Here is a 21,020-nt window from a genome sequence, read left to right as displayed (position 1 = left end):
TCGCAGCCCTCGTTATTCTTAAGGTTTTCCTATGCAGTGCGCACTCTATGACGCCGGACGCTGCCGCTCCTGTCAGTGGATAGAACAGCCGGTCTCTCAACAACTCACCGCCAAAATGGCCGACCTGCAACAGCTGCTGGCTGAACATGCGGTGGGCGAGTGGTGCGCCCCCGTCAGCGGCCCGGAGCAGGGTTTTCGTAATAAAGCCAAAATGGTGGTCAGCGGCAGCGTAGAAAAACCGCTGCTGGGCATGCTGCATCGCGACGGTACGCCGGAAGATCTCACCGGCTGCCCGCTTTATCCTGCCTCGTTTGAGCCGGTCTTCGCGGCGCTCAAACCATTTATTGCCCGTGCGGGGTTAACACCTTATAACGTTGCCCGTAAGCGCGGCGAGCTGAAATATCTCCTCCTGACCGAGAGCCAGATGGACGGCGGTATGATGCTGCGTTTCGTGCTGCGCTCGCAAGCCAAGCTGGAACAACTGCGCGCGGCGCTGCCGTGGCTGCAGGAGCAGCTTCCGCAGCTGAAGGTCATTACCGCCAATATTCAGCCGGTGCATATGGCGATTATGGAGGGGGAGACAGAGATCTTCTTCACCGGGCAGCATGCGCTGGCGGAAACGTTCAACAACGTGCCGCTGTGGATCCGCCCGCAAAGTTTCTTCCAGACCAACCCGACGGTGGCGAGTGCGTTATATGCCACCGCCCGCGACTGGGTGAGGGCGTTAAACATCCATCATATGTGGGATCTGTTCTGCGGTGTCGGGGGCTTTGGTCTGCACTGCGCCACGCCTGAGATGCAGCTGACCGGGATTGAGATCGCCGCCGAAGCGATTGCCTGCGCGAAACAGTCTGCCGCTGAGCTCGGATTAACCAATCTGCACTTCCAGGCGCTGGACTCCACGCAGTTCGCGACCGGCCAGGGCAACGTACCGGAGCTGGTCCTGGTCAACCCGCCGCGCCGGGGCATTGGCAAGGCGCTGTGCGACTATCTGAGCCAGATGGCGCCGGATTACATTATTTACTCCAGTTGCAACGCCCGTACCATGGCGACAGATATCGCTCACCTGCCGGGCTACCGCATTGAACGCGTTCAGCTTTTCGATATGTTCCCGCATACCGCGCATTATGAAGTGTTGACGTTGTTAACCCGCATCCCGGGTAAGGCGTAGCCGCCACCCGGCATGACATCCGCAAAATCTTCAACAAAATGTGAACTCTTCAACCCTGCGAAATCAGGTAAGCTTACGTCATAAGAGATGAAATAAGGCTTACCCATGAAGCAGATCCTGCTGGTGGAAGATGACCACGATATCGCGGCACTTCTGCGACTCAATTTAGAAGATGAAGGCTACATCATCACCCACGAGCCCGACGGCGGCAACGCGTTACAGTGTCTTGAAAAACAGCCGTGGGACGCGGTGATCCTCGATCTCATGCTCCCCAACGTCGACGGCCTGGAGATTTGCCGTCGTATTCGCCAGATGACCCGCTACCTGCCGGTGATCATTATCAGCGCCCGCAGCAGCGAAACCGATCGGATAACCGGCCTGGAAACCGGCGCGGATGATTATCTGGCAAAACCGTTCTCGGTGCAGGAGCTGATTGCGCGCATTAAGGCGCTGTTCCGCCGCCAGCAGGCGATGGGGCAGGCGCAGAGTGCCGGGAATATTCAGGCGCATGGCCTGACAATCGACCCGCTGGCCCGCAGCGTGCTGCTTCACGGCCAGATAGTGGATCTCACCCCGCGCGAGTTTGAACTGCTGTACTTCTTTGCCCGCCATCCTGGCGAGGTCTTCTCGCGTCTGGCTCTGCTGGAGCAGGTGTGGGGCTATCAGCACGAAGGTTACGAGCATACCGTTAACACCCATATCAACCGCCTGCGCATCAAGATTGAAAAAGACGCTGCCGAGCCGGAGATCATTCGCACCGTCTGGGGAAAAGGCTATAAATTTGCGGAGCCGCACCATGATGCGCCGCTTTAGCCTGAGCCAGCGCCTGACGCTGCTGTTCATTTTACTAATGATGCTCTGTGCCGCCGTCGCCTGCGCCGTCCAGCTCTACAGCAGCATGCAGTATGGTAACGCCATGGTTCAGCGTCTCTCTGGCGGCCTGGCGCAACAGATCGTGCAGCGCGAACCAATTCTGAACGCCCAGGGCAGGGTCGACCGTACCGCGTTGAAACCGCTCTTTGACAGGCTGATGACCTTCAACCCGAGCGTGGAACTGTACGTCGTCTCCCCGGATGGCGATATTCTGGCCGATGCCGCCCCGCCGGGCCATATTCAGCGACAAAGCATCAATCTCGCGCCGGTACAGGAGTTCCTCAGCGGTGCGGCCATGCCGGTTTTTGGCGACGATCCGCGTAGCCAGAACAAGAAAGTGTTCAGCGCGACGCCGTTACGTCAGGACGGCGAGCTTAAAGGCTATCTGTATATTATTTTACAGGGCGAGGAGTCGAACGCGCTGGCGGACATGGCCTGGCACAAGGCGCTGTGGAGTACGGTGCTCTGGTCAATGCTTTGGGTGGCGCTGTTTGGCCTGCTGGCGGGCTTACTGATCTGGTACTGGGTCACGCGTCCGGTTAAACGGCTGACGCGTGAAGTGGCCGGGCTGGAGCATGACAGCATGAGCGCGATACGCGCGCTGGCGGTCCAACAGCCGGATGCGACAGCAAAAGATGAAGTGGCGCTCCTGCGTAACAGTTTTATCGAGCTGGCACGCAAAATCACCCAGCAGTGGGATCAACTGGCCGACAGCGACCGCCAGCGCCGGGAGTTTATCGCCAATATTTCCCACGACTTACGCACGCCGCTGACCTCGCTGCTGGGCTATCTGGAGACGCTGTCGCTGAAATCCGCCACACTGACGCCGCAGGAGCATCAGCAATACCTCGCCACGGCGTTGCGTCAGGGTCAAAAGGTGCGTCATCTGTCACAGCAGTTGTTTGAGCTTGCGCGTCTTGAGCACGGCGGCATCAAGCCCCAGCGCGAGCGTTTTGCGATGGGAGAGCTTATTTCCGACGTGGCGCAAAAGTTTGAGCTCACGGCGCGCACGCGCGAGCTTCAGCTCCAGATAGACGTTCCCGGGCCGCTGCCGCTGGTGTATGCCGATGTCTCGATGATAGAGCGCGTGGTGACCAATCTGCTGGATAACGCCATCCGCCATACCCCCACCGGCGGCAAGATCCGTCTCGCCGTATGGCAGGAGAATGAAAAGCTACAGGTTGAGGTGGCCGATTCAGGAACCGGTGTGGATGCCGCGCTGCGCGACGATCTGTTCCAGCGGCCTTCAGCGTTGAATCCGCAAGCATCGCGGGAGAATCGCGGTGGGTTAGGGCTGTTGATTGTCAAACGGATGCTGGAACTACACGGGGGAGGGATCAGGCTGATGGAGTCGGTGAGCGGGGCGCGGTTCAGGTTCTTCGTGCCGTTGTGAGAGAGTGCCGGGTGGCGCTGCGCTTACCCGGCCTACAACTCCCCCCGTAGGCCGGGTAAGGCGAAGCCATCACCCGGCAAAAAAAGTTACTGCGGGAACCACTGGTCGCTGATTTTCTGATACGTACCGTCAGCTTTAATCGCCTTCAGCGCGCCGTTCAGTTTTGCCAGCAACGCTTTGTTATCCGGACGCACCGCAATGCCCAGACCCGTACCGAAGTACTGCGGATCGGTCACTTTTTCGGTTGCCGTACCGAGCTGCGGGTTGGTTTTCAGCCATTCGTTGACGACCGCGGTGTCACCAAATACGCCATCAATACGGCCGTTTTTCAGGTCGATAATCGCGTTCTGATAGCTGTCATACGCCACGGTTTTCACTTCAGGATGTTTATCCTGGAGGTATTTCTGGTGCGTGGTGCCGTTTTCCATCCCGATGCGTTTGCCTTTCAGCTCATCAAAGGATTTATAAGCCCCTTTCTTCGCGATGACCACCGCCGAGTTGGCGTAGTACGGGTCGGTGAAGGCCACCTGCTTGCTACGCTCTGGCGTGATGTCCATACCGGAGATCACCGCGTCGTATTTTTTAAATTTCAGTGACGGGATCAGGCTGTCAAAGGCATGGTTGGTAAAGGTGCAGTCGGCCTGCATCTGTTTGCACAGCGCTTTCGCCAGATCGATATCAAAACCCACGATCTGGTTGCTGGCATCCAGCGATTCAAATGGTGGATACGTGGCAGAAACGCCGAAATTGATTTTATCGGCAGCCGTTGCGCCTGCGGCAAACGTTGCCAGTAATGCGGCCAGAACTAACTTTTTCATTGTAATACTCCCGTCTGTAGGTCTTATGAAAGTACAATGCCATTTAATGAATTTATATTCAATATAAATGATTAAATATTTATCGTGGAATAAAAAAAAGCGGATAAACCATCAGGTTACCCGCTTTATCAATACCGTTTTATGCATTTACGTGATTAATTTCTGCGCTCAAACGCCAGCGCTTTACGCTCGATCAGGCGCATCATCAGCGTCAACAGTCCGTTAACCACCAGATACACCACGCCTGCCGCGCCAAACACCATCACATCGTAGGTGCGTCCATAGAGCAGTTGCCCGTGGCCCATCACTTCCATCAGGGTGATGGTGTAGGCCAGCGAGGTACTCTTGAACACCAGCACCACTTCGTTGGAGTAAGAGGAGAGGGCACGCTTAAAGGCGTACGGCAGCAAAATGGCCAGCGTATCTTTTTTGCTCATGCCGAGCGCGCCGCAGGACTGCCATTGTCCTTCCGGAATGGCGCGGATCGCTCCGTAGAACAGCTGAGTGGTGTAGGCAGCGCTGTTCAGTGAAAGGGCGATCAGGGCACACAGCCACGGCTCAGAGAGCAGATGCCAGATAACCGGATACTCCTGCAGCGACGGGAACTGGCCCGGGCCGTAGTAAATCAGGAAGATCTGCACCAGCAGCGGCGTACCGGTAAAAAGGGTGATATAGCCGCGCACAATCCACACCAGCACCGGCGTTTTCAGCGTCAGGATGATGGTAAAGATCAGCGCCAGGATCAGCGCCACGATGATGGACGCCACGGTCAACGTCAGGCTGGTGTGCAGCCCTTTCATCAGCTCGGGTAAATAGTCCAGCATCAGCCTGGTCTCCGTTCAAAGCGCGTCGCACGCAGGTCAATACGCTTAAGGATGTACTGACTCAGCAACGTGATCACCAGGTAGATAGCCGCCGCCACAATGTACCAGGTAAACGGCTCCTGGGTGCGGGTAGCGATGCTTTTGGTTTGCAGCATTAAATCGTTAACGCTTATCAGGCTCACCAGCGCCGTATCTTTCAGCAGCACCAGCCACTGGTTCCCTAAACCCGGCAGGGCATGACGCCACATCTGCGGCATCACCAGACGGAAGAAGATCGCCGCTTTCGACATCCCCAGCGCCTGGCCAGATTCCCATTGTCCTTGCGGTACCGCTTTCAGCGCACCGCGCAGGGTTTGCGACGCGTACGCAGAATAGAGCAGGGAAAGGGCAATGACGCCACAGAGGAACGGGCTGACGTCGAAGTTTTCAATCTGCATCTGCACCGGGATCTGCACGACGCCAAGATTGAGGGTAAAGCCGTCCGACAGCGTCAGCAGCAGCTGTGAGGAACCGAAATAGATAAACAGGACCACCAGGATCTCCGGTAGCCCACGCAGCACGGTGACCAGCGCGGAGCCGGTCCAGGCGACAGGGAACCACTTTGAAGATTCCCATACCGCAAAGAACATCGCCAGCACCAGGCCGATAATCAGTGCGCAAACGGCAAGGCCGACGGTCATCCCGGCGGCGCTTGCTAAAGGAAGAATTTCATTCATCAGGAATTACTTCTGGAACCATTTTTTATAGATGGTTTCGTAGGTGCCGTCTTTCTTCACTTTTTCCAGCGCAGCGTTGAATTTCTGCTGCAGCTCAGTGTTGCCCTGACGAACGGCAATCCCCAGACCTGTGCCGAAGTAGTCCTTATCGGTCACTTTGTCGCCCACTGGCGCGAGTTTATCGTTGGCTTTCAGCCATTCGGTCACTACCGCGGTGTCACCAAACACGCCATCGATACGGCCGTTCTGCAGATCCAGTTTCGCGTTCTGGTAGCTGTCGTAAGGCACGGTGGTGATTTCCGGATGTTTATCCATGATGAATTTCTGGTGCGTGGTGCCGTTCTGTACGCCCACTTTTTTGCCTTTCAGCTGGTTAACAGAGGTAAATTTCCCTTTCTGACCAATAAACAGGGCGGAGTTGTCATAGTACGGCGTGGTGAACAGCACCTGCTTTTCACGCTCTGGCGTGATGTCCATACCGGCCATCACGGCGTCGATACGGCGGAACTTCAGGCTTGGGATCAGGCTGTCAAACGCCTGGTTGCTGAAGGTACAGGTTGCGTCGATCTCTTTACACAGCGCGTTAGCCAGATCGACATCGAAGCCCACAATCTTGTTGTTGGCGTCGATAGATTCAAACGGAGGATAGGACGCTTCGGTGGCGAAACGGATGGTCTGGGCTGCGGTAGCGGAAAGGCTGACGCTAGCGAGCAGCGCGGCAATCAATACTTTTTTCATTATCATTTTCCCTGGCACTCTCAGTGAGATAAGTAGTTTTTGAAGGCATCGGTTTGCGGGTTGGTAAAGCAACTCGCATCACCTTGCTCAACGATATACCCGTTTTCCATGTAGACCACACGGCTGGCGGTTTTACGCGCCACTTCCACTTCATGGGTGACGATGACCTGAGTAATGTTGGTTTCCGCCAGCTCACGAATGATGCTCACGATCTGGGCGGTGATTTCCGGGTCCAGCGCAGCGGTCGGCTCATCAAACAGCAGTACCGCTGGCTCCATCATCAGCGCACGGGCAATCGCCACACGCTGTTGCTGACCCCCGGAGAGGTGCAGCGGATAACGATCGCTGTAGGGCTTAAGGCGCAGACGCTCCAGCAGCTTTTCAGCACGCGCCATCGCCTGATCCTTGCTCAAACCGAGAACGCGGCAGGGCGCTTCAATCAAGTTTTGCAGGACGGTCAGATGCGGCCAGAGGTTGTATTGCTGGAAGACCATGCCAACGTTTTGACGCAGTTCACGAATCGCTTTATCGGACGGCGTTTTCGCAAAATCAAAGTGGTTACCGGCGATAGCCAGCGTTCCTGAACGGGGCATTTCAAGCAGATTAAGGACACGCAAAAGAGAACTTTTACCCGCGCCACTTGGGCCAAGCAAAACCAGCGTTTCGCCTTCCGGGCACTCCAGCGTGATGTCGAACAGCGCCTGGTGTGCGCCGTAGAAGCAGTTAATGCCGTTTAGTTTAATACTCATCGGGGCAGTCTTTACTCATCCAGGCAATCTATAGCAATTGAGGCCGCAGATAGTACCGTTGACAGAATAGTTATGCAATATTTCTGCGTTAAAAGTTAAATATAACCCGTAATACCCCTTAAACATAGCACAAAATAGCGAAGCCCAAGGTCGGCGAGTATAAATGTCGGCATTCCGCATGAAATGCCGCACATTTTTCGGGGTTTACAATTCTGAAACAGTGGGTTTAGCGATTCTCAATCGACTGGCGCAGCGTGCCTGCCGGGGCATGAACGCTCCCGCCGATATAGCGTACGTCATCCACCGCCCAGCACTGGCCTTCGCGGATCATCAGCACTTCATCCTGCCAGGTTTGGGTGCCCTGGGTCAGCTTCACGCGCAGGGGGATGTTACGCGCATCGGTGTTCGGGATGGTCGAGGCGCTGGCCACTTCGGCGCTGTCCGGCAACGTCGTGCGACTGGAGAACGGATCGGATTTCAGCAGCGCGTTGTGCTGCGGATCGCGCGTGGCATCGTTCAGCAGTTTTGCCAGCCCATCGCTCAGATACGGACGCAGGCCGGTGAGATCGTTGCTGCGGTGTTGAATGCGATAATCATAGAACTGTTGCGCCACGGTATCCGGGCCGCCCTCTATACAGGGGCCGCTGCGGGTACCGATATCCTTAAAGGCTGGCGTGACCGTGGTGGTACACGCGCTGAGCACCAGCGCGCAGGGCACCAAAAGCGTTAAAGCAGAGTAGCGCATGTTGATTTCCTTATTTATTAACTATCCTTTCAATCATAGCGTAACGAACCGATAATGCTGGTGAAGTTATGGGCTAAGGCATTGAACGCTAAAGAAGGAGAGAAACCATGCAGTTTTCAACAACGCCAACCCTGGAAGGGCAGCCGATTACCGAGTATTGCGGTGTGGTTACGGGCGAAGCCATTCTGGGGGCCAACATTTTTCGCGATTTCTTTGCCGGTATCCGCGATATCGTCGGCGGTCGCTCTGGCGCTTATGAAAAAGAGCTGCGTAAAGCCCGGGAAATCGCCTTTAAGGAGCTGGGCGAACAGGCCAAAGCACTGGGGGCGGATGCGGTTGTGGGGATTGATATCGACTACGAAACCGTCGGTAAAGATGCCAGCATGCTGATGGTGAGCGTAAGCGGTACGGCGGTGAAAACCCGTCGATGAAACGCGCGTTTTCAACACTCCTGCTGGCGCTGTTGCTGGCAGGGTGCGCCACGGAAAAAGGCATTGTGGATAAAGGCGCCTATGAACTGGATACCCGCCACCAGGCGCAGGCGGCCTATCCGCGCATCAAGGTGCTGGTTATCCACTATACGGCGGATGACTTTGACGGTTCGCTGGCCACGCTGACGGACAAGAACGTCAGCTCCCACTATTTGATCCCGGCGAAGCCGCCCGCGCCGGACGGTAAACCGCGCATCTGGCAGCTGGTTCCCGAGAACGAACTGGCCTGGCATGCGGGTATCAGCTTCTGGCGCGGCACCAACCGTATTAATGATACGTCGGTTGGCATTGAGCTTGAGAATCGCGGCTGGCAAAAAACGGCCGGAGTAAAACACTTTTCGCCGTTCGAACCCGCGCAAATTGCGGCCCTGGTACCGCTCGCAAAAGACATTATTGCCCGCTATCACATTAAACCCGAGAACGTGGTGGCCCATGCGGATATCGCGCCTCAGCGCAAGGACGATCCCGGTCCGCTGTTCCCGTGGCGCGAGCTTGCAGAGCAGGGGATTGGCGCCTGGCCCGACGCGTCCCGGGTGGCGTTCTATATGAACGGGCGGCCACGGTATCAGGCCGTGGAGACCGCAGCGTTACTTGATTTGCTCGCGCGTTACGGTTACGAGGTTCCCGACAACAGCACCCCCGCTCAGCAGAAGCGCATCATTATGGTCTTTCAGATGCACTTCAGGCCGCAGCTGTGGAACGGCGTGGCAGATGTGGAAACGCTGGCCATTGCCGAAGCACTTTTAGAGAAATACGGGCAGGGGTAATCCTTCGGGATTAACCCGAATGCCTCGTTTTTGTGAGCATGATCATAAGATTAATCTTAAGTACATTCTCAATTCATTTTAAGTAAATTGATTTAAAATCGCCCTCATCTAAGATTGATTCATCGATTCACAGCATGAATCAAATTAAAGAAACAGTCCTCTTCTGGTTTTTTTAATTTCAAAAAGAATACCAACACATTTTACGGCAACGTAACACCTTGTCGGATAATTCTCTTATTTAAACATCTTAATTGGGTATAATAATGTTAAGCATTTTTGGTAAAAAAACACGTCCCCATCATGAAATGGAAGCCATTATTTCTGCAACGGCCGGGTATGAAGAAAAAACGTTAAGAAAATGGCAAAAAATATCAACCTGTAACTCCGATAATATTCACATTATCGTCAGCGGAGAAGTCGAGTTCCGCCGCAGTTCTGATGACTTATGTATGTTTACGCTACAGGGACAATGTATCTTTGGTCTCTCCGCTATTTTCTACAACTCTACGCATATGCAGGGCGTGGTACGCAGTAATACCGTGGTTCGTACCATACATAAAGATCAATTCCAGCAGTTAATGACCCAACACGGACTGTGGCCTGAACTGACTAAAGTGCTGGCCTGGTATATCTGTTTGCTCAGCAAGCGGGATGATGTTTTGGTTGCCCGCAGCGCATATTCCGTCGTCCGTGAATTCCTGATAGAAATTAACGAGCTGATTGTTGATCATCAGCGAGATATTAATATTTATGATTATATTCAGGAATACACCAACCTGGCACGCAGCACCATTATTAAAATTCTCTCAGACCTGAAGAAAGGTCAATATATTGTGGTCGAAAAAGGGCGACTGATTAGCCTGACCTCCCTGCCGGAAAAATATTAATCCCCTCCCGCGTCTCCTTTTATTATCGAAGGAGACGCATTTTGCGTTTCGTCAACCGGTGGTGCGGGCATTTTTCCCTTCGCCATATCATCCTGCTGCTGTTTTAGCGCCTGCATAAATAACGTTTTTAATGAATTGTCTTCATCCGGCTGCGTTGCCTGCGCGTGTTTCATCGCCTGTTCGTGCGCTTCGGTGCCGGGTAAGGTATCGCGCGAGGTATCATGCGTGACGGGGCTGTCCGGCAATGCGCCATCAGGTGCCTGCTGCCACTCATTTTCGTCGCTATTAATGGGCATATTGTCCATCGGCGGTAAATCTTCCTGCACTTTTACCGACTGCGGCTTTGGCTGCGGGTGCGGGAACGGTTTGGTGACATACACGTAATGCATATCAGAAAGTGTGGTGTCTGGCTTCGCGACGCTCACCTTTTTTATCACCGGTGCCGGGTGGCGCAGGTTCCAGTACACGTGCGCATAGAGGCCTGCGACGATCAGCGCGCACAGCCCCAGACACCAGAGCGTCACCACGCTGATAATTTTACTGAATGACGGCAAACGCCATGAGAACCAGACCGGTTCCCCGGTGGTATAGCTGCGCTGGGCAGCGAGGCAGATGGTAGACATTATGCGTGCTTCTCTTGCGTAGTCGGGTTAGCCTGGGTTGTCTGGATCAACACGCTCGGCGTGGTATGGGTTTCGCGCATCAGCTGCATCAGGGTGTCTTCACCCGGAATACCGTCGACGCGGAGGTGCATTTTTTCCTGGAATTCGCGGGTGCGCTTCATCAGTTCCGCCGTCCAGTTTTTATCGTGCGTTTCGCTTTCGCCCAACGCCACGCTCAGCTGCTGATCCAGCCACTCAAGATCTTTACTGTCGCTGGCGGCGGTGATTTCGTCTTTGCCTGACGGGGTCAGGCGGTGCAGAAGGATGTAATTGCCCGTTGCGTGCTGGTTATACCACGTGCGGCTCACCTGCCAGGTGCGGTTGTTCATCAGCAGGTCGAGGGAATTTTTCCCGGCACGCGCCACGACGGCGTAATTCATGTGATCGCCTGTTTTAATCTCGCTCACCCACGGGTAACCGTCATTCGCCAGGGTGTCCAGGGAAGCATTACCCTGTTTACACATCAGGTTCACTTTTGCGGCATTCTGGCACAAGGCATCTTCGGCAGAGGCGTCATAGCCCCACATGGCATAAAGCTGGTGCATGGCATCGGCCTGATTCACCACCTCATGTTCGATGACCGGCAGTACCGGCGCGTCTGGCGTTTTTACCTGCTGTTTCCAGCTGGCTGGTACCGGCAGCGCCACCGGCAGTTTTGCCGTAATGGACGAGGTCATCATCCAGCCGCAGGCGGCGAACAGGACGGACGCGAACAATCCGATGGAGGCCAGCGTTTTACCACGCTTAGGCGCTGGCAGGGCTTCACCGGTGGCGAGACGCAAATGACGCGGTCCAACGTTTGGCGCCCGTTCGGTCCAGGCGGCCAGCATGGAAAGATGAGCCAGTTCGTTCAGCTTGCTGATGTTGCCTTTGGTCAGGGCGTGGATTTTTTTCACGCGAGCGGGCGTCAGCGGAGAGACATCCGCGCCGTGCTCGTGGCACTGGGCGTCAACGTAGCTCAGGAACTCGCGGCAGGTCAGGTTGCGCAGGGTATGGCAGGTCAGCACATATTCCTGCAGGGCAGAGGCTTTCAGCATCACTTCCTGGTCGGCCGTGCCCATCAGCACAATCGACAGGCGAACATCCAGCTCTTGCGCACGGGTAAGCAGTATGCCCAGCACGTCATAGCCGCTGGCCTTCATCGCCTGGGCCTGGGAAATGACCAGCACCTTGTGGGTCGACTTCGCATCGCGCCACTGGCGAATAATGGCGTCAACCGCCTGGAGCTTGTTCTTCTCTTTCGCTACCGGGTTGAGTTTGAAGAGCAGGCTACTGGCGCTCAGCTTTGGAAAGGCATTAATGCAGAGCACCGACTTGCTGCTGGCTTTGAGGGCATCGCTGAACTGCCCCAGCAGTTCGCTGTCGTGGTAAAAGAGCCCGGTGATCCCTGCCTGCTGGCTTTTCTCTTTCAGAAGATTAAACACATCCTGATGATAAGGCACCAGAAAATCGCCCGACTTGCGGGTGATATTTCTGAACGGCGGGGTACTGAATTTAAAATGGCTCTGATACATAACGACTTACCGTCTCTTCTCTTTAATAGCAATGGGCGAAAAGTACGGTAAGCCCCTGTCATGGTCAATTTAACACCAGAGTAAAAATAACCTGTCAGGCCGCATCTAACATTCCCTTTTTTTCCGGTCAATCATTTTCTTCATTAAAGTTAATAGCGAAGCCGGTGGTTTGCACTGGTCACGCTTATTACTATTTGCTCACTAAGTTATGCAGCATACCGCTGCGAATTCCTGCTTTGCTAAAAGGCCCGATAATAATGAGGAACGCATTCCTTTCCAGGCTAATGACGCCCTGCATAATGCTAGTCATGCTAATTTTTTGCAGCCAGCAGGGTTATGTCGTTTTTAAAGATTATAAAAAGGTTACGAATAAGTTAGCGAATGCTGATAAAGCGCCGCTAAAACCGCGTAACAGTGACAAAACGTTTGGTCTTTTTACGGCTGCGGTCCGTCAGGCCGACGTTCCGGCGGCGGTAAAAGCGCCGCTGTCTGCAGAAATTGAAGGCATCATCCGCAGCGATGAGTCGTGGCTGTCGTTTGCCGTGATTAAGACCCCCGCCGGGCAGCAGAGCTACCGGGAAGGGGAACCGCTGGTGGGGTTCGATGACGCATATGTGGATGAAATTAATAAAGATAACGTGGTTGTTCAGTATGAAGGCACGAAGCAAACGCTCGCCCTCAAACAGCCGCCTTATTTTAAGGGCGATGCAGGCAATAGCCCAGTGACGAAATCGAAAAAAGATGCCGGCGCGGACAGTCTGCATCTCGATGATTATCTGGTGTTAAAGCCGTTAATCGATAAAGGCCAACTGGAAGGCTTTAACATTAATCCACGCAATGCGTCGCCTTTTTACAGTGAAACAGGACTGAAACAGGGTGATGTGGTGGTGAAAGTGAATGACGTCGATATGACGAAAGAAGCGCAGGCGAAAAATATTATCGCCAACTGGTCGAAAATGAAAGAAGCGGAGGTCGTCGTCAGACGGCACGCTCACCTTGAAAATATTCGGGTTAATGTTCTAAACAATTAACAAGTGTAAATCATGAAGAAATTTCCATGGGCGTGCGTGGCGCTGACCGCATTGTCGTTATATTCCGGTTCGCTGTTTGCAGCCAACTTTAGCGCCAGTTTTAAAAATACCGATATTCGCGAATTTATCGATACGGTAAGTCGCAATCTGAATAAAACGATTCTCGTCGATCCGTCCGTTCAGGGCACGGTGTCGGTGAGAACCTATAACGTGCTGTCAGAAGATGAATATTATCAGTTCTTCCTGAGCGTGCTGGATCTCTACGGTCTGTCGGTGATCCCAATGGATAACGGCATGATTAAAGTGGTGCGTTCCAGCGTGGCGCGTACCGCCGGGGTGCCGGTGGCCGACAGCAAAAACCCGGGCAAAGGGGATGAGATCATCACCCGCGTAGTGCGCATGGAGAACGTCCCCGTGCGCGAGCTGGCCCCGCTGCTGCGCCAGCTGAACGATGCCTCGGGGATCGGCAACGTGGTCCATTTTGAACCCTCTAACGTGCTGCTGTTAACCGGGAAAGCCTCGGTGGTGAACCGCCTGGTGGATCTGGTTGAGCGCGTGGACCGTTCCGGTATGCAGCGTCGCGAAATCGTACCGTTGCGCTATGCCTCGGCGAAAGAGCTCTCCGATATGTTGAACAACCTCAACAATGAAGAGCAGAAAGGGCAGAACGCGCCACAGCTGGCGACCAAAGTGGTGGCCGATGATGAAACCAACAGCCTGGTGATCAGCGGCACCGAAGATGCCCGCGCGCGTACCCGCTCGCTGATTGGCCAGCTCGACCGCGAACAGAACAACGAGGGCAATACCCGCGTCTTCTACCTGAAATACGCCAACGCCTCGAAAGTGGTGCCAGTGCTGACCGGTATCGGTGAGCAGCTGAAAGACAAAGCCGGTACCGCGAAAAGCAAAACCGCCACAACCAATAGCGAGCTGAATATCACCGCCGATGAGTCCACCAACTCGCTGGTGATCACCGCTCAGCCAAACGTCATGAACTCGCTGGAGAAGGTGATCGACAAGCTGGATATTCGTCGTCCGCAGGTGCTGGTGGAAGCCATCATTGCGGAAGTGCAGGACGGTAACGGTATGGATCTCGGCGTGCAGTGGACCGGCAAACACGGCGGCGTGCAGTTCGGTTCAACCGGTCTGCCCATTAGCCAGGTCAAAAACGGCACGATCAAAGGGGCCTCCTTTACTGGCCTGGCGACCGGTTTCTTCAACGGTGACTATGGCGCACTGCTGACCGCGCTCTCCACCAGTGGCAAGAACGATATTCTCTCCACGCCAAGCGTGGTGACGCTGGATAACAAAGAAGCGTCGTTCAACGTGGGTCAGGATGTGCCGGTGCTGTCGGGTTCTCAGACCACCAGCGGCGACAACGTCTTTAACTCGGTTGAGCGTAAAACCGTTGGTACCAAGCTGAAGATTGTTCCGCAGATCAACGACGGGGACATGATCCACCTGAAGATCGAGCAGGAGGTCTCCAGCGTTGACGCCAGCGCCACCGAAGACGCCAGCCTCGGCCCAACCTTCAACACCCGTACCATCAACAACGAAGTGATGGTCCACAGTGGCCAGACGGTGGTGCTGGGTGGTCTGATGGAAAACGTCAGCAAACAGAACGTGTCGAAAGTGCCGCTGCTCGGCGATCTGCCGCTGGTGGGACAGCTGTTCCGCTATACCTCGGAGGATACGTCGAAGCGCAACCTGATGGTCTTTATCCATACCACCGTCCTGCGTGATGATGACAACTACAGCGCGGCGACGAAGGAGAAATACGACCAGATCCGCGCCCGTCAACAGCAGCGTCTGGAGGAGAAAAAGCTCGGCATCGTTGAGAACACCGATAACGCCGTCCTGCCTGCCTATCCAAAGCAGGATCACTCCATGCCGGTCGGCGTGAGCGCACCTGCTACCACGCGCAACCCCTTCAAAGAGTAAGGGGAGGTGACGCGTGGATGAACTGACGAAACAGCTTTGCACCAGCGGCTTTGCGAAGGAGAACGGCATCCTTTTCTGGAACGACACGGTCTATATCCGTGACGACGTCCCCGCGTTTGCGCTGCTGGAGATGCGCCGGGTACTGGGGCGCGCCTTTGTGCCCCAGACGCTGAGCGCGGAGGCGTTTGATGAGATGCTGGCTAAAATCTGGCAGCAGAACAGCGGCGTTTCGCAGCAGCTGGTGGACGATATGGATGCGGATATCGATCTGATGGCGTTAACCGAGGAGATCCCGGACAACGAAGATCTGCTGGATAACGACGAAAACTCGCCGGTGATCCGCCTGATCAACGCCATTCTCGGCGAAGCGGTAAAAGACGGCGCATCGGATATCCATATCGAAACCTTTGAGCGCACGCTGAGCATCCGTTTCCGCGTTGACGGCGTGCTGCGCCCGGTGCTCCAGCCCGCACGTAAACTGGCCCCGCTGCTGGTCTCGCGTATTAAGGTCATGTCGAAACTCGACATCGCCGAAAAACGACTGCCGCAGGATGGCCGTATCTCCCTGCGCATTGGCCGCAAGGCGATTGACGTGCGTGTCTCGACCATTCCGTCGCAGTACGGCGAGCGCGTGGTCATGCGTCTGCTCGACAAGAGCAACCTGAAACCAGATATCAACAAGCTCGGACTCATTGATGAAGAGCTGGAAAAACTGAAAGGGCTGATTAACCGCCCGCACGGCATCATCCTGGTCACCGGGCCGACAGGCTCCGGTAAAAGTACCACCCTGTATGCCATTCTGTCGGCCCTGAACGGACATGAACGCAACATTCTGACCGTCGAAGATCCGATTGAGTACGAGCTGGAAGGGGTGGGGCAGACGCAGGTCAACCCGCGCGTGGACATGACCTTTGCCCGCGGCCTGCGCGCCATTTTGCGTCAGGATCCGGACGTGGTGATGATCGGGGAAATTCGTGACGGTGAAACCGCGCAAATCGCGGTGCAGGCGTCGCTCACCGGTCACCTGGTCATGTCTACGCTGCACACCAACAGTGCGGCGGGGGCCATCACCCGTCTGCGGGATATGGGGCTGGAGTCCTTTTTAATTGGTTCGTCGCTACTCGGCGTCATTGCCCAGCGTCTGGTGCGTCGGCTGTGTACGCACTGCCGTACCACCAGTCCGCTGGATGACAATGAAAAAGTGCTGTTTAGCTTTATGGATAAGCCACCAAAGGCCATCTATCGCGCCGTTGGCTGCGACCAGTGCCGCCAGAGCGGGTATCAGGGACGCGCGGGCATTCACGAGTTTCTGGTGGTCGACAGCGCCATGCGTCGCGCCATTCATGAAGACAAAGATGAGATGTCCATTGAGACCGAGCTGTTCAAACAGGCCTACAGCCTGCGTGAAAACGGGCTGATGAAGGTCATCAGCGGTATCACGTCCCTTGAAGAGGTGATGCGCGTGACCGCCGAGCGTGGAGGCGATGAATAATGGCTTTCTACGCGTGGACCGCGACCGATGCCGCCGGGAAAACCCAGCGCGGCACGCTGCAGGCGGAAGGACCTAAGCAGGTGCGCCAGTCGCTGCGTGAGCAGAAGCTGATGCCGCTCACCATCACCGAAACCCGTGAAAATGCGGCCAGCGCTAAAGCCAAAACCGGCGCCAGACTCTCTGTGCCGGTGCTGTCGATGTTCACCCGTCAGCTGTCAACGCTGGTTAACGCGTCGCTGCCGCTGGAAAGCGCCCTGAAGGCCATTTCAAAGCAGACGGAAGACAAAAAGCTGGCGGCTATGGTGACGGAGATCCGCGAGAAAGTGGTGGAAGGCCATACGCTGTTTGATGCCTTCAGCCAGTTCCCGCGCACCTTTGACAAGCTGTACTGCACGCTGGTGATGGCCGGGGAAAAAACCGGCCACCTCGGCGATGTGCTGGAGAAGCTGGCAGAGTACAACGAGCAGCGCCAGAAGATGAAAAGCAAGCTGACGCAGGCGATGGTCTACCCGATCACCCTGACGGTGGTTGCCGTGGCGGTGATCAGCATCCTGCTTGTGGCGGTGGTACCGCAGGTCATCGAGCAGTTCGTGCACATGAAACAGCAGCTGCCGATCACCACCCGCACGCTGATTGCGGTGAGCGATTTTCTGCAGGCGTACGGGATCTACATTGCCGGGGGGCTGTTCGGCGCAATCGTGGGCTTTAAGACGTGGGTGAAGAAAACCACGAACCGCTTTCGCTGGCACAGCTGGCTGGTGAATGGCTCGCCGATTAAAAAGCTGGTTTGCGCCATCAACAGCGCCCGCTATATCCGTACGCTCAGCATTCTGCAGGCCAGTAGCGTCCCGCTACTGGAGGGGATGTATATCGCGATGGACGGGATCGAAAACCTCTATGCCCGGCAGGTGCTGGAGCAGGCGGCGGATACCGTACGTCAGGGCGCTTCTCTGTATAACGCGCTGGACCAGGCGAAGCTCTTTCCGCCGACCATGCTGTACATGATTGCCTCCGGCGAAGAGAGCGGGGAATTAGGTTCATTAATGGATCGCGCCGCGGAAAACCAGGAATCGGCATTACAGCATCGAATTACGTTAACGCTGTCGGTATTTGAACCGGCACTGGTGGTGACAATGGCGACAGTGGTTTTATTTATCGTGCTGTCAATATTACAACCGCTTCTTCAGCTCAATAATATGGTGGGTTAAATATGTCTTTAAAACGAAATAGCCTGAAAGGTCAGGCCGGTTTTACCTTGCTCGAATTAATGGTGGTGATCGTTATTCTCGGTGTGCTCGCCAGTATGGTGGTACCAAATTTAATGGGGAATAAAGAAAAAGCCGATGCCCAGAAAGCAACCAGCGATATTGTGGCGCTGGAAGGTTCGCTGGATATGTACAAGCTGGATAACCACCGTTACCCCACGACGGAGCAGGGGTTGCAGGCGCTGGTCACCAAACCTGATATCGCGCCAATCCCGAAAAACTACCGTGATGATGGCTATATTCGCCGCCTGCCGGAAGATCCGTGGGGCAATGATTATATTCTGGTCAGCCCGGGTGAACATGGCGCAGTGGATGTTTTCTCTGCGGGCCCGGATGCCGAAGCGAATACCGCGGATGATATTACCAACTGGTCTTTAGATAAAAAAGAGAAGTAATGAATAAGCAACGTGGGTTTACCTTACTGGAAATTATTCTGGCGCTGGTGATATTTGCCTCCTGCGCCATGATGGTGGTGTCGACAATCCCCTCGCGCAGCGGCGCGGATATTTTCGGTCAGCAGTTAAAAGCCCTCGTTGAATATGGTTCAGACCGTGCGGTAATGGACGGAAATATCGTTGGGCTGGTGATCACCACCTCAGAATATCAGCTGGTGACCTGGGCCGAAAAAGAGGGCGAACGACACTGGGAACCCTTAACCGCCGGGCGCATTGTCACCCACGGCCAGTTCCCGGAAGAAATGCACGTGTCGCTGTCACCGCAGCGCATTGCTGCCACAACCGACGCCACGCCGCAGATTGTCTTTTTGCCGGACGGGGAGATAAGCCGCTTCACGCTGTCCCTGCAGAGTTTCGATAAAAAGCAGCGCTTTCGCGTGGTGTCGCAGGGGGCATCACCGGTTTCGGTAGAGAACGATGACTAAACGCAAAGAACAGGGGATGACCCTGCTGGAAGTGATGGTCGCTCTGGTCATCTTCTCCACCGCCGCGCTGGCGCTGATGAACTCCGTCTCGCTGAACGTGCGCTTTACCCATGGCCTGGCCGATTCGCTGCAGGCGAGCTGGGTGGCGGAAAACCAGCTGGCGGAAGCAAAGCTGAGCAACACGCCGTTCCCGGATGCCCTGCAGACAGGGACAGAAATCATGGGGGGGCGAAGCTGGATCTGGCGCAAGCAGCGGGTGAAAACCGCCGAAAATCGCTTTGCCGATGAAGTGCAGGTGTACGCCGAGGATGATGAAGACAAACCGGTGTTGAGCCTGCAGATACCGGAACCCGGAGAGGTGAAATGAGTAAGCACATTCAGCGTCAGCAGGGCTTTACGCTGCTGGAGATTATGATTGCGCTGACCATCTTCGCGGTTATCAGCACGCTTGCCTGGCAAATTCTGGACGGGGCGATGCGCACCTCGAACGCCACCGACGTGGCGGCGACTCAACTCAACCAGCTTCAGCGCGCCTATAACCTGCTGGAGCGGGATTTCTTTCAGCTTCAGGCACGCGCGCCACGCAACGAGCCTGACGTATTTGTCCAGCACGACGATGCGCTGGAGTTGACCACGCTGAACGGCGTGAGCGGTCAGGTCCAGCTGGAGCGCGTGCGCTGGCGGCTTGAGGACAAAAAACTGTGGCGCGATATCTGGCCGGTTATCGACAGCCCTGCCGATGTGAAGCCGGAAGAGGTGCCGATCCTCAGCGATGTCAAAGAGATGACGTGGCGCTTCTGGAAAGAGGGCTGGCAGAACAAATGGACCGACACGGCGCATCAGCCGGACGGCGTAGAGCTTCTGCTGACCATGGAGAATGGCGATACCTGGCGCTGGGTATTTACCACGCCGAGTGATATGCCGGTCGCCCCGGCGGCACCAACAGAACAAACGCCTGCGCCATCGGGGGATGCGGCCACACCAGCGCAGCCACAACCGCAGCCGGTGCCCGCTCCGTCAGGAGAGAACAAATGAGCGGAAAATCGGTTCGAAAACAGCGCGGTGTCGCGCTGCTGGTGGTGCTAATTTTGCTGGTCATGATGTCGGCGCTGGCGGCCAAAATCAGTCAGCAGTTCTGCCGCAATCTGCAGAAAACCCGTTATCAGGTGAGTCAGCAGCAGCTGCGCTGGGCCATTCAGAGCCAGCAAAAAACCATTGAAGGTCTGCTTCAGACCTACGCCAGCGGTGACAGCCAGGGGCTGTCGCCCAAAGGGGAGTGGACAGAGCCGGTGGAGACAGAGGGTGAACACTACACCGTGGTGAGCCAGATTGAGGATGCCCAGACCTGCTTTAACGTCAATAACCTGCTGGCGGCCGATCCGACCCCCGCGGTACAGACCGCAGGGGCGCTGCCGGAAAAACCGGTCAAAGCGCGCATCGTTGAGCAGCTTCTGACCGACAGCGGCATTTCCGCTGGTGACGCAGAAGAGATTTACCAGCAACTAATGGACTATCTCGACGGTGATACCACAACGGCCAAAGAGGGGCTGGAGACAGATGCCTGGGCCGGCGTTGAGCCCGCGCGGCTGCCTGCGAATCAGATGATGCGCACCCCGGGCGAGCTAAAGCTGCTGCCTGCGTTTCCGGTGGCGGCCTACGGCAAGGTCAGTAAAGTGCTGTGCGCCTTACCCGACACCGCCAGCAAGGTGGATGTCAACACCCTGACCGAAGAACAGGCACCGCTGCTGGCAGCCCTGTTTATCGGCTCGCTGAGCGAGGACGAGGCCGCCCGTCTGATCGCCTCCCGCCCGGAAGAGGGCTGGGAGTCGATGGAGGCATTCCAGAAAGAGCTTGAGACAAATTATCCGCAGACCAAAGACGCCCTCAAGCAGGTTCAGGCGTTTCTTGCGGTAAACAGTCACTATTTCCGGGTCAACAGTACCGGCAATACCGATGATTTAACGCTGCGCGTCGTCAGCCAGCTTCATGTTGATAATGAAGCCGGGAAGGTGATTACCTGGCAACGTCGCTACCGAATGGTTGAATAACACAAGACGAATTCT

The 21,020-nt window shown here is 55.5% G+C and carries 23 protein-coding genes; 15 read left to right on the top strand and 8 right to left on the bottom strand.

Going from position 1 to position 21,020, the window contains the following annotated elements; translation table 11 throughout:
- Positions 1-31: 31 nt before the first annotated feature.
- The 3 genes from rlmC (at position 32) to EQV24_RS08725 (ending at position 3,437) form a co-directional block, all read left to right on the top strand.
- The gene (rlmC, locus tag EQV24_RS08735; RefSeq protein ID WP_029883195.1) at positions 32-1,171 is read left to right on the top strand and encodes a 23S rRNA (uracil(747)-C(5))-methyltransferase RlmC; all 1,140 of its coding nucleotides are present in this window, start codon (positions 32-34) and stop codon (positions 1,169-1,171) included.
- 105 nt (positions 1,172-1,276) lie between these two features.
- Positions 1,277-1,984, top strand: a complete 708-nt coding sequence (locus EQV24_RS08730; RefSeq protein WP_029883196.1) for a response regulator transcription factor — start codon at positions 1,277-1,279, stop codon at positions 1,982-1,984.
- Entirely contained in the window at positions 1,968-3,437 is a 1,470-nt protein-coding gene (locus tag EQV24_RS08725) for an ATP-binding protein (protein WP_038984436.1), read from the top strand. The genes EQV24_RS08730 and EQV24_RS08725 overlap by 17 nt, the downstream gene beginning before the upstream one ends.
- An 86-nt stretch (positions 3,438-3,523) precedes the next feature.
- Here the strand turns inward: EQV24_RS08725 and artJ are convergent, their stop codons facing one another.
- The 6 genes from artJ to EQV24_RS08695 all read right to left on the bottom strand — a co-directional run bounded on the left by artJ (position 3,524) and on the right by EQV24_RS08695 (position 8,027).
- Entirely contained in the window at positions 3,524-4,255 is a 732-nt protein-coding gene (gene artJ / locus EQV24_RS08720; RefSeq protein ID WP_013097364.1) for an arginine ABC transporter substrate-binding protein ArtJ, read from the bottom strand.
- 155 nt (positions 4,256-4,410) lie between these two features.
- On the bottom strand, positions 4,411-5,079 hold the full coding sequence (gene artM, locus EQV24_RS08715) for an arginine ABC transporter permease ArtM (protein ID WP_013097363.1): 669 nt from the start codon (positions 5,077-5,079) through the stop codon (positions 4,411-4,413).
- The gene (gene artQ, locus EQV24_RS08710; RefSeq protein ID WP_130626465.1) at positions 5,079-5,795 is read right to left on the bottom strand and encodes an arginine ABC transporter permease ArtQ; all 717 of its coding nucleotides are present in this window, start codon (positions 5,793-5,795) and stop codon (positions 5,079-5,081) included. Before artQ ends, artM begins: the two co-directional genes overlap by 1 nt.
- A gap of 6 nt (positions 5,796-5,801) precedes the next feature.
- Complete coding sequence (artI, locus tag EQV24_RS08705; protein WP_130626464.1) at positions 5,802-6,533, bottom strand: arginine ABC transporter substrate-binding protein ArtI; 732 nt, start codon at positions 6,531-6,533, stop codon at positions 5,802-5,804.
- A gap of 20 nt (positions 6,534-6,553) precedes the next feature.
- The gene (gene artP / locus EQV24_RS08700) at positions 6,554-7,282 is read right to left on the bottom strand and encodes an arginine ABC transporter ATP-binding protein ArtP (protein WP_013097360.1); all 729 of its coding nucleotides are present in this window, start codon (positions 7,280-7,282) and stop codon (positions 6,554-6,556) included.
- Between the two features lie 226 nt (positions 7,283-7,508).
- Entirely contained in the window at positions 7,509-8,027 is a 519-nt protein-coding gene (locus EQV24_RS08695; protein ID WP_013097359.1) for a lipoprotein, read from the bottom strand.
- A 107-nt stretch (positions 8,028-8,134) separates the two neighbouring features.
- On the opposite strand from EQV24_RS08695, the gene EQV24_RS08690 reads away from it, so the two are divergent.
- From EQV24_RS08690 to EQV24_RS08680, 3 genes are all read left to right on the top strand, one after another.
- Positions 8,135-8,458: a heavy metal-binding domain-containing protein gene (locus tag EQV24_RS08690; protein WP_006174327.1), complete on the top strand. Its 324-nt coding sequence runs from the start codon at positions 8,135-8,137 to the stop codon at positions 8,456-8,458.
- The gene (locus tag EQV24_RS08685; protein WP_130626463.1) at positions 8,455-9,285 is read left to right on the top strand and encodes an N-acetylmuramoyl-L-alanine amidase; all 831 of its coding nucleotides are present in this window, start codon (positions 8,455-8,457) and stop codon (positions 9,283-9,285) included. The genes EQV24_RS08690 and EQV24_RS08685 overlap by 4 nt, the downstream gene beginning before the upstream one ends.
- Before the next feature lie 263 nt (positions 9,286-9,548).
- On the top strand, positions 9,549-10,172 hold the full coding sequence (locus EQV24_RS08680; RefSeq protein WP_047351950.1) for a helix-turn-helix domain-containing protein: 624 nt from the start codon (positions 9,549-9,551) through the stop codon (positions 10,170-10,172).
- Here the strand turns inward: EQV24_RS08680 and EQV24_RS08675 are convergent.
- A complete protein-coding gene (locus EQV24_RS08675) occupies positions 10,169-10,795 on the bottom strand; it encodes a hypothetical protein (RefSeq protein ID WP_029883201.1) in 627 nt (208 codons plus the stop codon). The two genes, EQV24_RS08680 and EQV24_RS08675, sit on opposite strands and share 4 nt — an antisense overlap.
- The gene (locus EQV24_RS08670; RefSeq protein WP_130626462.1) at positions 10,795-12,348 is read right to left on the bottom strand and encodes a peptidoglycan-binding protein; all 1,554 of its coding nucleotides are present in this window, start codon (positions 12,346-12,348) and stop codon (positions 10,795-10,797) included. The genes EQV24_RS08675 and EQV24_RS08670 overlap by 1 nt, the downstream gene beginning before the upstream one ends.
- 299 nt (positions 12,349-12,647) lie before the next feature.
- Here EQV24_RS08670 and gspC point away from each other — a divergent pair, with 299 nt between their 5' ends.
- Genes gspC through gspK form a run of 9 tightly spaced genes read left to right on the top strand, consistent with a single transcriptional unit; the run spans position 12,648 to position 21,005 of the window.
- Positions 12,648-13,379, top strand: a complete 732-nt coding sequence (gene gspC / locus EQV24_RS08665; protein WP_029883203.1) for a type II secretion system protein GspC — start codon at positions 12,648-12,650, stop codon at positions 13,377-13,379.
- Positions 13,380-13,391: 12 nt separating this feature from the next.
- The gene (gspD, locus tag EQV24_RS08660; RefSeq protein WP_038419009.1) at positions 13,392-15,320 is read left to right on the top strand and encodes a type II secretion system secretin GspD; all 1,929 of its coding nucleotides are present in this window, start codon (positions 13,392-13,394) and stop codon (positions 15,318-15,320) included.
- A gap of 13 nt (positions 15,321-15,333) precedes the next feature.
- On the top strand, positions 15,334-16,812 hold the full coding sequence (gspE, locus tag EQV24_RS08655) for a type II secretion system ATPase GspE (protein WP_130626461.1): 1,479 nt from the start codon (positions 15,334-15,336) through the stop codon (positions 16,810-16,812).
- The gene (gene gspF / locus EQV24_RS08650; protein ID WP_020689910.1) at positions 16,812-18,020 is read left to right on the top strand and encodes a type II secretion system inner membrane protein GspF; all 1,209 of its coding nucleotides are present in this window, start codon (positions 16,812-16,814) and stop codon (positions 18,018-18,020) included. The genes gspE and gspF overlap by 1 nt, the downstream gene beginning before the upstream one ends.
- A 2-nt stretch (positions 18,021-18,022) precedes the next feature.
- Positions 18,023-18,472, top strand: a complete 450-nt coding sequence (gspG, locus tag EQV24_RS08645; RefSeq protein ID WP_013097349.1) for a type II secretion system major pseudopilin GspG — start codon at positions 18,023-18,025, stop codon at positions 18,470-18,472.
- A complete protein-coding gene (gene gspH / locus EQV24_RS08640; protein WP_020689911.1) occupies positions 18,472-18,957 on the top strand; it encodes a type II secretion system minor pseudopilin GspH in 486 nt (161 codons plus the stop codon). Before gspG ends, gspH begins: the two co-directional genes overlap by 1 nt.
- Positions 18,950-19,324: a type II secretion system minor pseudopilin GspI gene (gspI, locus tag EQV24_RS08635; protein WP_029883205.1), complete on the top strand. Its 375-nt coding sequence runs from the start codon at positions 18,950-18,952 to the stop codon at positions 19,322-19,324. The genes gspH and gspI overlap by 8 nt, the downstream gene beginning before the upstream one ends.
- Positions 19,321-19,992 (top strand): type II secretion system minor pseudopilin GspJ, encoded by a 672-nt coding sequence (gene gspJ, locus EQV24_RS08630; protein WP_130626460.1) that lies wholly within the window; start codon positions 19,321-19,323, stop codon positions 19,990-19,992. Before gspI ends, gspJ begins: the two co-directional genes overlap by 4 nt.
- Positions 19,989-21,005, top strand: coding sequence for a type II secretion system minor pseudopilin GspK (gene gspK / locus EQV24_RS08625; protein ID WP_013097345.1), 1,017 nt, complete (start codon positions 19,989-19,991; stop codon positions 21,003-21,005). The genes gspJ and gspK overlap by 4 nt, the downstream gene beginning before the upstream one ends.
- Positions 21,006-21,020: the final 15 nt, after the last annotated feature.

Source organism: Enterobacter sp. A8, from assembly GCF_004296595.1.
Taxonomy (GTDB): Bacteria; Pseudomonadota; Gammaproteobacteria; order Enterobacterales; family Enterobacteriaceae; genus Enterobacter; species Enterobacter cloacae.
The sequence above is the reverse complement of the archived record's forward strand: the minus strand, read 5'-3'. Positions and strand labels throughout refer to the sequence as shown.

Coding starts and splice junctions, on each gene's coding strand:
- EQV24_RS08670 (WP_130626462.1), bottom strand. CDS start 12,348: ATGTATCAGAGCCATTTTAAATTCAGTACCCCGCCGTTCAGAAATATC.
- artJ (WP_013097364.1), bottom strand. CDS start 4,255: ATGAAAAAGTTAGTTCTGGCCGCATTACTGGCAACGTTTGCCGCAGGC.
- EQV24_RS08725 (WP_038984436.1), top strand. CDS start 1,968: ATGATGCGCCGCTTTAGCCTGAGCCAGCGCCTGACGCTGCTGTTCATT.
- gspH (WP_020689911.1), top strand. CDS start 18,472: ATGAATAAGCAACGTGGGTTTACCTTACTGGAAATTATTCTGGCGCTG.
- artQ (WP_130626465.1), bottom strand. CDS start 5,795: ATGAATGAAATTCTTCCTTTAGCAAGCGCCGCCGGGATGACCGTCGGC.
- rlmC (WP_029883195.1), top strand. CDS start 32: ATGCAGTGCGCACTCTATGACGCCGGACGCTGCCGCTCCTGTCAGTGG.
- gspK (WP_013097345.1), top strand. CDS start 19,989: ATGAGCGGAAAATCGGTTCGAAAACAGCGCGGTGTCGCGCTGCTGGTG.
- EQV24_RS08675 (WP_029883201.1), bottom strand. CDS start 10,795: ATGTCTACCATCTGCCTCGCTGCCCAGCGCAGCTATACCACCGGGGAA.
- gspC (WP_029883203.1), top strand. CDS start 12,648: ATGCTAGTCATGCTAATTTTTTGCAGCCAGCAGGGTTATGTCGTTTTT.
- artM (WP_013097363.1), bottom strand. CDS start 5,079: ATGCTGGACTATTTACCCGAGCTGATGAAAGGGCTGCACACCAGCCTG.
- EQV24_RS08690 (WP_006174327.1), top strand. CDS start 8,135: ATGCAGTTTTCAACAACGCCAACCCTGGAAGGGCAGCCGATTACCGAG.
- EQV24_RS08730 (WP_029883196.1), top strand. CDS start 1,277: ATGAAGCAGATCCTGCTGGTGGAAGATGACCACGATATCGCGGCACTT.
- artI (WP_130626464.1), bottom strand. CDS start 6,533: ATGAAAAAAGTATTGATTGCCGCGCTGCTCGCTAGCGTCAGCCTTTCC.
- EQV24_RS08695 (WP_013097359.1), bottom strand. CDS start 8,027: ATGCGCTACTCTGCTTTAACGCTTTTGGTGCCCTGCGCGCTGGTGCTC.
- gspD (WP_038419009.1), top strand. CDS start 13,392: ATGAAGAAATTTCCATGGGCGTGCGTGGCGCTGACCGCATTGTCGTTA.
- gspJ (WP_130626460.1), top strand. CDS start 19,321: ATGAGTAAGCACATTCAGCGTCAGCAGGGCTTTACGCTGCTGGAGATT.
- EQV24_RS08685 (WP_130626463.1), top strand. CDS start 8,455: ATGAAACGCGCGTTTTCAACACTCCTGCTGGCGCTGTTGCTGGCAGGG.
- gspF (WP_020689910.1), top strand. CDS start 16,812: ATGGCTTTCTACGCGTGGACCGCGACCGATGCCGCCGGGAAAACCCAG.
- gspI (WP_029883205.1), top strand. CDS start 18,950: ATGACTAAACGCAAAGAACAGGGGATGACCCTGCTGGAAGTGATGGTC.
- gspG (WP_013097349.1), top strand. CDS start 18,023: ATGTCTTTAAAACGAAATAGCCTGAAAGGTCAGGCCGGTTTTACCTTG.
- EQV24_RS08680 (WP_047351950.1), top strand. CDS start 9,549: ATGTTAAGCATTTTTGGTAAAAAAACACGTCCCCATCATGAAATGGAA.
- artP (WP_013097360.1), bottom strand. CDS start 7,282: ATGAGTATTAAACTAAACGGCATTAACTGCTTCTACGGCGCACACCAG.